The organism is Candidatus Tremblayella endosymbiont of Pseudococcus viburni, assembly GCF_964031255.1.
Genome location: NZ_OZ035015.1, coordinates 1 through 13,885 on the forward strand (window position 1 = coordinate 1; position 13,885 = coordinate 13,885).

Here is a 13,885-nt window from a genome sequence, read left to right on the forward strand (position 1 = left end):
TGACGGATGGTTGCTCTACAGCACCGCTGGGCTGCTCTTGCGGCGTAGACTTTGTTCATCTGAGGATGCACTCTGAGTACTCTATGCACGACGGCATGGTCAGGGTAGAGGATGCGGTGCGCGCAGCGAGGGCAGACATGCAGTGCTCGCTTGCGCTAACAGACTTAAACAACGTCTGCGGAGCGGTTAAGTTCTACAAGGCTGCCGTAAGGTCGGGCGTAAAGCCCATAGTGGGATGCCACCTGCTACTACGAGGGGCGTTCGGCGATACTTCGTCCGTGCTAGCCCTGGCCAGAAGCGGTGGAGGGTATCGCAACATGTGCCGGATACTCACAGCGGCCTGGTCAGATGCTGCGACGTGCGTTGAGGCTCGTGTTGACATGCGCTGGCTTGCCGGAAGCCCACGCATTCTAAAGGGCATCGTTGTTCTTTCTGGAGCGCTTGACGGCCCAATTGGGCGCCATATCATCGACGGCAACTATAGTGCAGCACGGCGCTCAGTGGATGATTGGCTCACAATGACCCAGGGTTCCTTCTACCTAGAACTCCAGCGCTGTGCCCACAGCGGCACTGAGGCTTACGTACATAGAGCCCTAGAGCTATCGATGTACTCAAGGGTACCAGTGGTTGCAACGCACCCCATACAGTTCATAGCGCCATCAGACTACCCTTTGCATTGCGTTCGGTGCGGCATGGCTGCTGGTGCGCTGGGTGCACGCGCTACGGGCATGTTCACAAGAGAGCAGCACTTCAAGAGCAGGGAGAGCATGTCTAGGATTTTCAGAGACATACCCTCTGCCATCTCGAACACGTGCGCTATAGCGAGGATGTGCAACCTGGACATGGATATTGGCAGGCTAAGGCGACCAGTGTTTGCCGGTTGCTCACCTTGCAATGAGGCTTCAGCGCTAGCATGCACGCTTGGCTCAGGCCTGCGAACGCGGATGATGGATGGTAGGATGCCACGATTCACGGGCCCGCGTCGTGAGTATGCTGCTAGGATTAGGGAGGAGTACAGGATAGTCGCTGGCATGGGCTTCTGCGGTTACTTCCTCATAGTTTCTGATTTCGTGGGATGGGCCAGGGCTCGTGGCATACCAGTGGGGTCTGGCAGGGGGTCTGGTGCCGGATCTCTCATGGCTTACGTGCTTGGCATAACGGACATAGACCCCATACAGCATGGGCTGCTATTCGAGCGTTTCCTTAACCCCGAGCGCGTTACGATGCCAGATCTCGACATCGACTTCTGCCAGGATGGCCGGGACAGGGTCGTGCAGTACGTCAGGCGTCGCTATAGCAACGGCAGCGTGGCTCAGATAACCACCTTCGGCACTATGGCAGCCCGTGCTTCGGTGCGCGAAGCGGCAAGGGCAATGGGCGTGAGCTACACCTTGGCAGACAGCATAGCCAGGCTGGTTCCGATCAGGCCAGGCGCTAGGGTCACCATACCGAATAGCCTCAAGGAGGTGCGCATGCTGAGGTCAAGGTATGCCTCCGAGGGAGACGTGAGGCTCCTTATTGACACGGCTTCTAGGATGGAAGGGCTGGTGAGGAACATGGCAGTGCACGCAGGGGGCATCATAATATCGCCAGCAGACATACAGGACCTGTGCCCGCTGTACCAGCAGGCGGGCAGCATTGTTCCAGTAAGCCAGCTAGACAAGGACGATGCAGAGTCTCTTGGGCTGGTGAAGTTCGACTTCCTGGGGCTTACTACGCTCACCATACTGAGCTGCGCCGCACGCTGTGTAGTTGGCACAGGGCGCGCTGTAAGCCAGCACTCCCTGTGCGGCCCACCGTGCGATAGCGCAACCTTCGGCCTACTGCAGGCTGCAGATACTGTGGCGGTCTTTCAGCTAGAGGGCATAGGCATGCAGGAGGCGCTTAGGATCACCGTGCCAGACAGGCTGGGAGACATAATAGCTCTGATATCACTGTACAGGCCTGGACCAATGCACCTTGTGCGCAGCTACTGCAGGCGCAAGCATGGCGTCGAGGCAGCTTTTGTGGTGGACGAACGCCTGCTGCCTATCCTTGGTGAGACGTACGGCGTTATGGTGTACCAGGAGCAGGTAATGAGGATAGCTCAGGCAATGGGTGGATACACTCCCGGGGAGGCTGACCTGCTACGTCGAGTGATGAGCAGGAAGCAGCCCCGGGATATGGCAGCGCATAGGATATCATTCGTAAACGGGGCGTCAAGGCTCGGCATAGGAGGATCTAGCGCTGTGGCGGTCTTCGAGCACATGGAGAAGTTTGCCAGCTACGGTTTCAACAAGTCGCACGCAGCAGCCTATGCCACCATGTCTTACCATACTGCCTGGGTAAAGGCACGCCATCCAGTAGATTTCATGGCGGCCAACATGAGCTGGTCTCTAAGAGACTACGACAGGCTCAGGCTGTTGCGTTTGGACTGCGCACGACGTGGCGTGCCACTCAGAGCCCCTGACGTAAATAGGCCATCCTATAGATTCACACCCATCTCCTGCTATGGGAGCGAAGGGCATGGGTACATAGTGTACGGGTTAGGTGCAGTTAAGTGCGGCGGTGAGGCTGTGGTGCGGGACATTGCCAGGTGCAGGGAGGATAGGCCGTTCAGAAGCCTGTATGACTTCCTTGCACGCATCAACAGTAGGATCGTCAAGAGGAGGGCTGTGGAGTGTCTGATCAAGGCCGGGGCATTCGACTGCGCTCATGGTGGCGCCAGGGCGACCATGCTGGCAGTACTGCCTGCCGCTATGCGCAATCGCCATGAGCCTACTGCACTGCTGTGGCGCATTCAGCAACCCACCAGCGCAGCTTGCCTGATTGCTGCAAGCGCCTGGCGCTTTGCTGTGCAGCACGAGAGTGAGGCGCTCGGATACTACTTCTCGATCCACCCATTCAGCAGGTGCAGGGGTGCGGCACGGGCTATTGCTGCTATGGGTATCGATGCCATAAGGCGACGGGCGCGCCCGCATGCCACTCTCACACTGTGCGGCGTAGCTTTAAGCATGGGGGCAAGGTCTGGCCCAGAGGGGCATAGCGCCATGGCTGCTATAGAGGACGACTCAGATTGCTGCACCGTATACTGCACTACGGGCTCCGTCGCAGGCCCTGTGTTGATTAGGAGCCCGCTGGTCGTAACTGGCCGGGTGTACGTTTCTAAGGATAGGGAGAGGCTGAGCGTGACTACTCTGAGGCTGGGGGTCACCTGCACTGGCGCAATGTTAGACCGGACGCCCGTGCAGGGCATCTATCGCATACCTTAGCCTCATATATGGCGTCATAATGCAGATTATGGCGCCCTGGCATGCAACGGTGCACCACTCTGACCCTGGCTCTATGTCAGAGGCGACATTGCTGTATGTGTCCTTCGCATACCGAGTCACGCCTATGGCAACGTGCCTGACGTGCGTAGGCTGCGTTGCCTGCGTTACTATTACGCACTCATAACCTAGCCTGTGCCCTGCGTATACCCTGGTGTTCGTGCCGCCGAGGCTATCTATTACACCCGTAATGCTGTGCGGTATGCCGCACTGTACGCACGCATTTGCTTGCGTGCCAGCAATGTCTAATATGTTTCCCCTACGTGCGTCACGCGCAGAGGGCACGTGCTTCATGCTAGCGGTGCGCTTGGACTGATATGGACTCTGAGTAGAATGGCCATACTCCGGTTGTGGGGTTATCCTGGGGGCTCAGTGCTTGGGTTGTACGACGAGATATACAGGTGTGGCCTTTTGAGGCACATGCCCGTAAGGTGCGAGCCTGCTGCAGCTTATGCTGCCTGCTCATCCTATGCCGCAACGCGCGCGCTAGGCTCGTGCCTCGTCACATCTGGCCCAGGAATAACCAACGCCATAACTGGCATAGCAACGGCGGATGCAGACTCGGTGGCTGTGCTGGTAATAAGCGGGCAGGTGCCATTGGCAAGCATTGGGAGGGGTTCATTCCAGGAATGTGATGCTGTAGGGCTCGCATCGCCGTGCACCAAGGGCTGCTATAGCCTGCGCAGGGTGCTTGACATAAGGAGGGCGGCATGGGAGGCTAGCCTTGTTGCCGTAACGAACAAACCATCCCCAGTCCTCCTTGACTTTCCGAAGGACGTGGTAAGGCTTACCCTGCCATGCGTTACTGCACTCAAGCTGCGGCATAGGCCCAACCACACCGCACCACTGGATGTGTGGTCAGAGCCTTGCTTGTACGTTTATGCCCATGTGGCCGCAAGGTATATAGCCTCTGCTGCAAGACCGCTGGCTTATGTAGGAGGAGGCTCTGCGCACAGCGCGCAAAGGCTGGCACATATTGCTGGGGCTGCCTGCATGCCTTTTGCAGGTAGCCTGATGGGACTCGATGCCACACCTACTCTGGGCACCGTAGGCATGGTAGGAATGTATGGCCGTCTGGGTTCAAACCTTGCGCTGCAGTACTGCGACCTTGTGGTGGCAATGGGGGCCAGGTTTGACGACCGGGTTGTGACAAGCCCGGCACGGCTTGTCTGGCGCGGCAGGGCTGTAGTATCTGTTAACGTAGCGAGCTCACTGACTCGGAACGTAGGCGTGTCGCACATGGCAATGGCTAATGTAGAGCACTTCATAGGCACGCTGTGCAGGTTGCTCTATGCCAGGGGCGCGCTTAATGGATGTTCTTTGCGCCACTGGACCATCCTACGGCGGAGCTGGCGTATACACCAGAGGCATTGCCGAATGGGATACGTCCTGTATGGCAACATGTTCAGGCGTGCAGTGATCGGCGCTTGCTCCGTTTGTTGCGACGTGGGGCAGCATCAAATGTGGTCCGCCCAGTACAACACGGCGGGCATCACTGCGCGGAGGATAAACTCAGGCGGCCTAGGCACCATGGGCTGTGGCCTACCATTCGCAATGAGTGCACAGACCCTGTCGCATGGTCTGTACTCCCTGTGCATTACTGGCAACGGATCATTGCAAATGAGCATGCACGAGCTCCCAACCCTGCGCGACATGGGTTCGAGGGTAATGGTCATCGTGCTAAACAACGGCAGCCTGGGCATGGTGCGGCAATGGCAGCAAGTAGAGCACTGCGGCAGGTACTCGCAGTCTGCTTCAGCAATGTACGCCTGCTCCTCTTCCATTGCCGAGCAGCAGGGTCATGTGGGGGTGGATGTGCTAGGTCCAGTCCATGCCTTCGCCGCCTTTGCTGAGTCTAGAAGCAGCGTACGGCACACGGCGCTACTGAACGTGCGGCACAGTAGTCATGAGTGCGTTTGGCCAATGGTGCAAGGTGGTAGGAGCATTACTAACATGATGACCAGCTATAGGGATATCAACTAGCTACGGAGGCGTTGTGAGGGTTCTTTACGAGCGCGATGGAGATGTTTCCATCATTAGAGAAAGGGTTGTGGCAGTGGTGGGATATGGATCTCAAGGCAGGGCTCATGCAATGAACCTACGGGATAGCGGTGTTGAGGTTGTGATTGGCCTCAGGCCGGGGCCATCCTTCGATGCGGCAATGAGCGATGGCTTCATGCCAAGGAGCGTACAGGAAGCAGTGAGCATTGCTGATGTGGCAATGCTCCTTACGCCCGACGAGTGCATGGCTGACGTTTATGCCAAGGCAGTTAGGGATTACCTAAGGCCGGGGGCCTCGGTAGCGTTCGCTCATGGTTTCAACGTTTGCTACAACCAGATACCCATCGGCAATGGAAGAGGAGCATTCATGGCAGCACCGAAGGCTCCTGGCCATATGGTAAGGGAGACGTACATTGCAGGGTGGGGGACCCCTCACCTTGTGGCAGCTAAGCCACAGTGCGAGCACCTAAGGGCTCTTGCGGTGTCGTATGCCATAGCAAATGGCGGTGGTGCTGCAGGCATCATTGAGACTACGTTCGTGGATGAGACTGAGACGGACCTATTCGGTGAGCAGGCAGTCCTATGTGGCGGCCTGGTAGAGCTGATCAGGGCAGGCTTCGATACTCTGGTTAGCTCTGGATATGAGCCTGAGCTGGCGTACTTCGAGTGCATGCATGAAATGAAACTCATAGTAGACGTCATGAACCGCGGTGGAGTGGCAGCGCTCAACGAATCCATATCGAACAACGCTGAGTATGGTGAGTACGTGTCAGGCCCAAGGGTAATAGGGGCAGCAGTGCGCAGTGCTATGAGGCGAGTACTGAACGACATACGTACTGGCAGGTATGCGAAGGACTTCATCATGGAGGGCAGGTCCAACTCACCCACTCTCACGGCATGCCGTAGGGCAGTTGGAGAGCATCCCATTGAGGCAGTGGGTGCTAGGCTGAGGTCACGCATGACCTGCGTACATGGCTCGTAGTAGACGTAGGCGCCTAGCCATCCTAGACACGACGCTCAGGGATGGCGAGCAGGCGCCCGGCATAGTAATGGGGCCAGAAGCTAAAGCAGAGATGGCTAGGCGCCTTGAGCTAGCGGGCGTGGATGTCGTCGAGGCTGGGTTCGCAGCAAGTTCGTCCTCAGACTTTGATGCAATCCGTCGCATATCTTGCTGCGTACGGGGTTGCGTGGTGTGCTCGCTAGCCAGAGCAGTCGGGCATGATGTCAGGAAGGCAGCCAAGGCTCTCGAGTTCGCGAGGCACCCTAGGATCCATCTTTTCATAGGGTCATCTAGTCTGCACATAGAGGAAAAGCTAAGGATGCATCCACTTGATGTGGTTGACAGGGCTGCGGCGATGGTGCGGCTGGCCCGGGCATATTGTGACGACGTTGAGTTCTCACCAGAAGATTCCAGCAGGGCTGATCCTTCGTTCCTATGCAGCCTAGCTCATGCGGCCGTAGAAGCTGGCGCCACAATAGTGAACGTAACTGACACTGTTGGCCATGGCATCCCGGAGCAGCTTAGCGACGTTGCTGGTATGCTGTGCCGCTCTGTGCCCATATCTGACAGGGTCACGCTTTCTGTGCACTGCCATAACGACGTTGGGCTGGCTCTCGCTAACACTATGGCAGCAATAGCATGCGGCGCAGGACAGGCGGAGTGTACTGTGACCGGCATAGGAGAGAGGGCTGGAAACGCTGCACTTGAGGAGGTCGTGGTTGCCGCTGGGCTAGAGTACTCGGGCGCTGGGATGGACGTTCGCGTGGACGCTAGGCACATGAGGTCCATTGCACAGCTTGCGTCCGCGATAGCACGACGGCGTTTGCCTGCAACTAAGCCTGTGGTTGGATGCCATGCCTTCGCACACGCCTCAGGTATACACCAGGACGGAGTTATAAAGAACCGCAGGACATACGAGGCACTAAGGGCTGAGGACGTTGGTGGAAGAGGCGGTAGCATAGTGCTAGGGAAGCTTTCCGGGGCGCATGCACTGAAAAATAGGCTCGAAGGCGGTGGGGTCACCATCGGTGCAATTGGTGTCCCTAGGCTGGCTACTATGATGAAAGGGCTAGCCAGCCATTTGCCCGTAGTATATGGCTCCGCACTGGCTGCGCTCCATGCCATTGCATCCCGTCCTTGCTAGCGCTGCGCCTGCTCTCTGTGCCGGCGAGCTGATGCATGGCATCTTTATAGCAACATCGCCAACATACTCCAGCACTGCAGAATATGGCGGAGGCGCTGGCAATACTGGGTGCGCTGCAGTGCAGGTAGCCTTAATGACTGAGCGTATAAACAGGCTGCGTAGGGGGCACTTTAGCATGCACGCAGGGGATAGGCATGGCCATAGGGGGCTCCAGTGCCTGATATCCAGGAGGAGAAGGCTTCTTTCTTACCTCAGGAAAAGGAGGCTCATAATGTACGCGATGGTTGTCAATCGTCTGGGCCTTAGGCGTTAGAGCAGGCTAGCCCTATGGTACAGCTAGCCATGTAGCAGCGCGGTCGTATTTGTTGCTGTGGCAGTCATAGCAATGCCGACGTGGTGAAAAACAGTAGAAAGCCATCTTGAGGTGGTGGTGGCGCATGCTGTATGAGTTCAAGTCTCATCGTCGGCATGGCAGCGTAGGCTAGCGCTGTGCGCAGCTGGTGCGGGCAGTGGGGGCGAAATGTGGCAGCCCACTTCGTAGGCTGCGTTGCTGTTGTGCACTGCCCTGCTAACGTAGGGTGAGCATGGTAGGGCATTGGCATTGCGGCATTGCAGCAGATGGAACGAGCGGTGCATGCCCAGCGCTAGTGCCAAAGCCAACGCTAGCCTACGCTGCAATGCACGAAAAACAGCCCCAAAAACAGCCTCAGCGTAAACTGGACCTTCATTGGAGCTGTTATAGGCTTAGGTTCCTCAAGGTCTGTTTAGCCTCACCGCAACACCAGACAGAAGTACTGTATAGAGTTTGATCCTGGCTCAGATTGAACGCTAGCGGCATGCCTTACACATGCAAGTCGTACGGCAGCACGGGTTTAGGCCTGGTGGCGAGTGGCGTACGGGTGAGTAACGCCCCGGAACGTGCCTTGTAGTGGGGGATAGCCTGGCGAAAGCCAGATTAATACCGCATGAAGCCGCACAGCATGGCGCGGTGAAAGTGGGGGATTCTAGCCTCACGCTACTGGATCGGCCGGGGTCTGATTAGCTAGTTGGCGGGGTAATGGCCCACCAAGGCTGAGATCAGTAGCTGGTCTGAGAGGACGATCAGCCACACTGGGACTGAGACACGGCCCAGACTCCTACGGGAGGCAGCAGTGGGGAATCTTGGACAATGGGCGCAAGCCTGATCCAGCAATGCCGCGTGTGTGAAGAAGGCCTTAGGGTTGTAAAGCACTTTTGTTCGGGATGAAGGAGGGCGTGCAAACACCATGCCCTCTTGACGATACCGAAAGAATAAGCACCGGCTAACTACGTGCCAGCAGCCGCGGTAATACGTAGGGTGCGAGCGTTAATCGGAATCACTGGGCGTAAAGGGTGCGCGGGTGGCTTGCCAAGACCCCTGTAAAATCCTACGGCCCAACCGTAGTGCAGCGGAGGTTACTGGTAAGCTTGAGTATGGCAGAGGGGGGTAGAATTCCAGGTGTAGCGGTGAAATGCGTAGATATCTGGAGGAATACCGAAGGCGAAGGCAACCCCCTGGGCCATCACTGACACTGAGGCACGAAAGCGTGGGGAGCAAACAGGATTAGATACCCTGGTAGTCCACGCCCTAAACCATGTCGACTAGTCGTCGGGGGAAGCCCTTTTTCCTCGGTGACGAAGCTAACGCATGAAGTCGACCGCCTGAGTAGTACGACCGCAAGGTTAAAACTCAAAGGAATTGACGGGGACCCGCACAAGCGGTGGATGATGTGGATTAATTCGATGCAACGCGAAGAACCTTACCTACTCTTGACATGGCGAAGATTCTGCCGAGAGGCGGAAGTGCTCGAAAGAGAATTCGCGCACAGGTGCTGCATGGCTGTCGTCAGCTCGTGTCGTGAGATGTTGGGTTAAGTCCCATAACGAGCGCAACCCCCGTCTTTAGTTGCTACCACTGGGGCACTCTATAGAGACTGCCGGTGATAAACCGGAGGAAGGTGGGGACGACGTCAAGTCATCATGGCCTTAATGGGTAGGGCTTCACACGTCATACAATGGTTGGAGCAAAGGGTCGCCAACTCGAGAGAGGGAGCTAATCCCACAAACCCAGCCCCAGTTCGGATTGCACTCTGCAACTCGAGTGCATGAAGTCGGAATCGCTAGTAATCGTGGATCAGCATGCCACGGTGAATACGTTCTCGGGTCTTGTACACACCGCCCGTCACACCATGGGAGTAAGCCGCATCAGAAGCAGCATCCCTAACCCTAGGCAGGGAAGGAGGCTGCGAAGGTGGGGTCTATGACTGGGGTGAAGTCGTAACAAGGTAGCAGTACCGGAAGGTGCGGCTGGATTACCTCCTTACAGTTCTAAGGGCTATCAGCATTGCTATCGTGCCGGCGCAGCGGCTCGCATGCCGCTGGTGTAGGATTAAGGACTTAAGTGCGCGCAATGGATGCCTTGGCGGTTGAGGGCGACGAAGGACGTGCCAATACACGAAAACACCGGCGTGCCTATTGGGGCTGCAACCCGGGGGTGTCCGAATGGGGAAACCTGGGCTCTAGGTGAGCCCGTCCTGACCTGAATATATAGGGCCAGGTCGCGTACGCGGCAAACTGAAACATCTCAGTAGCCGCAGGAGAAGAAATCAAAGAGATTCCCATAGTAGCGGCGAGCGAAACGGGAGGAGCCTGCGTAGGCGCCCCCATAGCAGCAGCCGAATGCCATGGAACGGGCAACCGTAGACGGTGACAGTCCGGTAGGCTAAGCTGCATGGGGTCAGACAACCTGCGCTTTAGAGTAGGGCGGGGCACGCTAACCCTGTCTGAATATGGGGGGCCCATCCTCCAAGGCTAAATACCCACAACCGACCGATAGTGAACAAGTACCGTGAGGGAAAGGTGAAAAGAGCTCTGGGGGAGCAGTGAAACAGACCTGAAATTGCGCGCACACGAACAGTCGGAGCCCCATAGGCTGGGGTGACGGCGTACCTTTTGTATAATGGGTCAGCGACTTATGTTTGGCAGCGAGCTTAACTCCATGAGGGAGGCGTAGCGAAAGCGAGTCTTAACTGGGCGCCGTAGTTGCCGGGCATAGACCCGAAACCAGGTGATCTACCCATGGACAGGATGATGGTGCGTTAAGCCGCACCGGAGGTCCGAACCCACTAACGTTGCAAAGTTAGGGGATGATTTGTGGGTAGGGGTGAAAGGCCAATCAAACCTGGAGATAGCTGGTTCTCTCCGAAAGCTATTTAGGTAGCGCCTCGTGTTTTTGCTCCAGGTGGTAGAGCACTGTAGTGGCCTTGGGGTCCGAGAGGGCTACCTTGCCATAGCAAACTCCGAATACCGGGGCAGCATTAGCACGGGAGGCAGACGCTGGGTGCTAACATCCTGCGTCTAAAGGGAAACAACCCAGACCACCAGCTAAGGTCCCAAAGCATGGCTAAGTGTGGAACGATGTGGGCAGGCTCTGACAATCAGGAGGTTGGCCTAGAAGCAGCCATCCTTTAAAGATAGCGTAATAGCTCACTGATCTAGCCGGCTTGCGCGGAAGATGTAGCGGGGCTAAGCCATGCACCGAAGCTGTGGACGCACGGAGTGTGCGTGGTAGGAGAGCGTTCCGTAAGCCTGCGAAGGGAGGCCGGTAGGCTTCTTGGAGGTATCGGAAGTGCGAATGCTGACATGAGTAGCAAGAAAGGGGGTGAGAATCCCCCTCACCGTAAGCCCAAGGTTTCCCACGCCATGATCATCAGCGTGGGGTCAGTCGGTCCTAAGGCGAGGCAGAAGTGCGTAGCCGATGGGTTGGCAGGTTAATATTCCTGCACCACGGTGCGCAAGCGATGGGGGCACAGGCCGCGTGTCGCAGGCTGCCCAGCGAGAACGCAGTTGCTATGCTGTGGGGATGCATTGGCAAGCCCGTGCTGGTACTAGTGCGAACTCCCCTGGGCATGGCACTCAAGCTGCGGCGTACGGCCTCAGGAAACACCCCTAAGCACCACAAAGCGCACCGTGTCCGTACCTCAAACCGACGCAGGTGGGCGTGATGAGCATTCTCAGGTGCATGGGATAACTCGGGAGAAGGAACTCGGCAAATTGATACCGTAACTTCGGGATAAGGTATGCCAGGGCGAGCCGAGCCGTAAGGCACGGTGCGGCAGCCCGGGCTGCAACGAATAGGTAGCTGCGACTGTTTATTAAAAACACAGCACTCTGCAAACACGAAAGTGGACGTATAGGGTGTGACGCCTGCCCGGTGCCGGAAGATTAATGCAGGGGGTGAGAGCTCCCTAGCAAAGTCCTGGTAAACGGCGGCCGTAACTATAACGGTCCTAAGGTAGCGAAATTCCTTGTCGGGTAAGTTCCGACCTGCACGAATGGCGTAACGATGGCTACACTGTCTCCTCCCGAGGCCCAGCGAAATTGAAGTGGTTGTGATGATGCAATCTACCCACGGCTAGACGGAAAGACCCCGTGAACCTTTACTGCAGCTTTGTACTGAGCTTTGAGGCGGGGCGCGTAGGATATGTGGGAGACTATGAAGCCGGGCAACAGCCCGGCTGAGTCGCAGGTGAAATACCACTCACCCCGCCTCAACCCTCTAACCAGCGCCATTACCTGGCGCTGGGACAGTGCATGGTAGGCAGTTTGACTGGGGCGGTCTCCTCCCAAAGTGTAACGGAGGAGCACAAAGGTACGCTAAGCACGGTTGGCAATCGTGCCGAAAGTGCAATGGCATAAGCGTGCTTGACTGCGAGACAAACGTGTCGAGCAGATGCGAAAGCAGGTCATAGTGATCCGGTGGTTCTGTATGGAAGGGCCATCGCTCAACGGATAAAAGGTACTCCGGGGATAACAGGCTTATACCGCTCGAGAGTTCTTATCGACAGCGGTGTTTGGCACCTCGATGTCGGCTCATCTCGTCCTGGGGCTGCAGCAGGTCCCAAGGGTATGGCTGTTCGCCATTTAAAGAGGTACGTGAGCTGGGTTTAAAACGTCGTGAGACAGTTTGGTCCCTATCTACCGTGGGCGTTGGATACTTGAGGGGAGCTGCTCCTAGTACGAGAGGACCGGAGTGGACAAACCTATAGTGTGCCGGTTGTCGTCTCAATGGCATCGCCGGGTAGCCACGTTTGGCAGGGATAACTGCTGAAGGCATATAAGCAGGAAGCCTACCCCAAGATTAGGTATCCCAATAATGAAGGGCCGTTCAAGACAAGAACGTTGATAGGCTGGGTGTGTAAGCGTTGTGAAACGTTGAGCTGACCAGTACTAATGCGCCCGTGAGACTTAATCCTATGTTCTATGCAGTCCTGACGCGCAATGATGCTGGACCCACAGCTGACCATTCCGAACAGTTATGTGACACAGCACGCGGCTGATGATAGTGCCGGCGTGCCCGGTGCGAAAGCAGGTTACGTCAGGACCATGGTGCAACGCGAGCACAGGAGCGTAATGATTCAGGAAGTTGTGGACAACCTCCTGACCAACACATCAGGCCTGTACATAGACGCAACCTATGGCGCCGGAGGGCATAGCACGGCTCTCCTGGGGTGCCTAGGGCCTCAGGGCAGGGTAATAGCCTTGGACTGCGACCAGAGCATAAGGTTCGAACGTACGTCCGATCCTAGGGCAGCCGCAGGTCATGCCAACTGAGCTGGATTCGCTGTAAAATGGGGCCGGCTGTAAGGCCATTCGCCTTCGTTGGTTCGAATCCAACCCCCTCCAGGCATAGCAGGACTGCGGGCGTAGCTAAATGGCAGAGCATGAGCCTTCCAAGTTTAAGGGTTCGACTCCCTTGGCCCGCTACGCCCTGTAGCTCAGCTGGCAGGCGTCTGTAGTGGTTAGCAGTGTAATCTGCTATTGGTATACATGGCACAGGGATATAGTTGATGTGGCAAAACACCAGGATCCCAAACTGGTAACAGAGGGTTCGAATCCTTCTCTCCAAGCACTAGGCTATTATCACCAAATGCAAATTTGCGTCGGTGCCATGCCATACGATTGACCACATCATGCATCAGACAAGGAGTGTTCAATCCAAGGTCAGGCTTACCATACCGGCAGGGAAAGCAAGCCCTGCCCCGCCTATCGGTCCAGTACTTGGGCAGAGGGGAATTAACATCCAGCAGTTCTGCAAGGCCTTCAACGCTGCAACATCAGCGCTGGCAGAGGGTGTTCCTGTTACAACTCGGGTAGTAGTATACGACGACAGGACTTTCGACATGAGCATAGGCACTGTGCCTACGTCGTACATGGTCAGGGAGGCGATGAGGAAGGCAGGCCGTGGTTTTATAACCCAGTCAGATGTTGCTGACATCGCCCGTGCAAAGCTGCCATCGCTGAACACAAACAGCCTAGATGGCGCAATTAGGACCATAGCAGGCACGGTAAGATCAATGCACACCGCCATTGCAGATGCAGGGCACTAAGCAATGTCAACGCGCGGCACTCTCA

At 56.6% G+C, this 13,885-nt stretch carries 9 protein-coding genes, 1 tRNA gene, 3 rRNA genes and 1 pseudogene; 12 read left to right on the forward strand and 2 right to left on the reverse strand.

All coding sequences use genetic code 11. The features are described from left to right. Positions 1–83: 83 nt before the first annotated feature. Positions 84–3,251, forward strand: a complete 3,168-nt coding sequence (dnaE, locus tag AAHM87_RS00005) for a DNA polymerase III subunit alpha (protein ID WP_457913179.1) — start codon at positions 84–86, stop codon at positions 3,249–3,251. Here dnaE and AAHM87_RS00010 read toward each other — a convergent pair. Next, positions 3,210–3,602, reverse strand: a complete 393-nt coding sequence (locus tag AAHM87_RS00010) for an RsfS/YbeB/iojap family protein (RefSeq protein ID WP_457913180.1) — start codon at positions 3,600–3,602, stop codon at positions 3,210–3,212. The genes dnaE and AAHM87_RS00010 overlap by 42 nt on opposite strands. Between AAHM87_RS00010 and AAHM87_RS00015 the strand changes: the two are divergent. Continuing rightward, positions 3,594–3,941: pseudogene (locus AAHM87_RS00015) on the forward strand (thiamine pyrophosphate-binding protein); the annotation flags it as partial. The gene AAHM87_RS00010 and the pseudogene AAHM87_RS00015 overlap by 9 nt on opposite strands. 38 nt (positions 3,942–3,979) lie before the next feature. Here AAHM87_RS00015 and AAHM87_RS00020 read toward each other — a convergent pair. Next, positions 3,980–4,123, reverse strand: a complete 144-nt coding sequence (locus tag AAHM87_RS00020; protein ID WP_457913260.1) for a hypothetical protein — start codon at positions 4,121–4,123, stop codon at positions 3,980–3,982. Between AAHM87_RS00020 and AAHM87_RS00025 the strand changes: the two genes are divergently transcribed. The 10 genes from AAHM87_RS00025 to rplK all read left to right on the forward strand — a co-directional run bounded on the left by AAHM87_RS00025 (position 4,086) and on the right by rplK (position 13,860). Continuing rightward, on the forward strand, positions 4,086–5,291 hold the full coding sequence (locus tag AAHM87_RS00025) for a thiamine pyrophosphate-dependent enzyme (RefSeq protein ID WP_457913258.1): 1,206 nt from the start codon (positions 4,086–4,088) through the stop codon (positions 5,289–5,291). The genes AAHM87_RS00020 and AAHM87_RS00025 overlap by 38 nt on opposite strands. A gap of 13 nt (positions 5,292–5,304) precedes the next feature. Beyond that, positions 5,305–6,291 carry a ketol-acid reductoisomerase gene (gene ilvC / locus AAHM87_RS00030; protein ID WP_457913181.1) on the forward strand — a complete coding sequence of 329 codons (987 nt, stop codon included), beginning with the start codon at positions 5,305–5,307 and terminating at the stop codon, positions 6,289–6,291. Beyond that, positions 6,281–7,453 carry a homocitrate synthase/isopropylmalate synthase family protein gene (locus AAHM87_RS00035; protein ID WP_457913182.1) on the forward strand — a complete coding sequence of 391 codons (1,173 nt, stop codon included), beginning with the start codon at positions 6,281–6,283 and terminating at the stop codon, positions 7,451–7,453. The genes ilvC and AAHM87_RS00035 overlap by 11 nt, the downstream gene beginning before the upstream one ends. A gap of 31 nt (positions 7,454–7,484) precedes the next feature. Next, the gene (rpsO, locus tag AAHM87_RS00040) at positions 7,485–7,766 is read left to right on the forward strand and encodes a 30S ribosomal protein S15 (protein WP_457913146.1); all 282 of its coding nucleotides are present in this window, start codon (positions 7,485–7,487) and stop codon (positions 7,764–7,766) included. A 74-nt stretch (positions 7,767–7,840) separates the two neighbouring features. Next, positions 7,841–7,922 (forward strand) — tRNA-OTHER (locus AAHM87_RS00045). 324 nt (positions 7,923–8,246) lie between these two features. Beyond that, positions 8,247–9,794, forward strand: a 16S ribosomal RNA gene (locus AAHM87_RS00050). 64 nt (positions 9,795–9,858) lie between these two features. Next, positions 9,859–12,726 (forward strand): 23S ribosomal RNA (locus AAHM87_RS00055). A gap of 13 nt (positions 12,727–12,739) precedes the next feature. Further along, positions 12,740–12,855: ribosomal RNA gene (gene rrf, locus AAHM87_RS00060) — 5S ribosomal RNA — on the forward strand. The 16S, 23S and 5S rRNA genes sit together here with 1 tRNA gene alongside, the layout of an rRNA operon. A 1-nt stretch (position 12,856) precedes the next feature. Next, a complete protein-coding gene (gene mraW / locus AAHM87_RS00065) occupies positions 12,857–13,084 on the forward strand; it encodes a 16S rRNA (cytosine(1402)-N(4))-methyltransferase (protein WP_457913183.1) in 228 nt (75 codons plus the stop codon). A 359-nt stretch (positions 13,085–13,443) separates the two neighbouring features. Beyond that, positions 13,444–13,860, forward strand: a complete 417-nt coding sequence (rplK, locus tag AAHM87_RS00070; protein WP_457913184.1) for a 50S ribosomal protein L11 — start codon at positions 13,444–13,446, stop codon at positions 13,858–13,860. The last annotated feature ends 25 nt before the right edge of the window (positions 13,861–13,885 follow it).

Bases quoted from the DNA above. Each gene is read 5' to 3' on its own strand.
- rplK (WP_457913184.1), top strand. From the start codon at position 13,444: ATGCATCAGACAAGGAGTGTTCAATCCAAGGTCAGGCTTACCATACCG.
- mraW (WP_457913183.1), top strand. From the start codon at position 12,857: ATGGTGCAACGCGAGCACAGGAGCGTAATGATTCAGGAAGTTGTGGAC.
- dnaE (WP_457913179.1), top strand. From the start codon at position 84: ATGCACGACGGCATGGTCAGGGTAGAGGATGCGGTGCGCGCAGCGAGG.
- AAHM87_RS00035 (WP_457913182.1), top strand. From the start codon at position 6,281: ATGGCTCGTAGTAGACGTAGGCGCCTAGCCATCCTAGACACGACGCTC.
- AAHM87_RS00010 (WP_457913180.1), bottom strand. From the start codon at position 3,602: ATGAAGCACGTGCCCTCTGCGCGTGACGCACGTAGGGGAAACATATTA.
- rpsO (WP_457913146.1), top strand. From the start codon at position 7,485: ATGCATGGCATCTTTATAGCAACATCGCCAACATACTCCAGCACTGCA.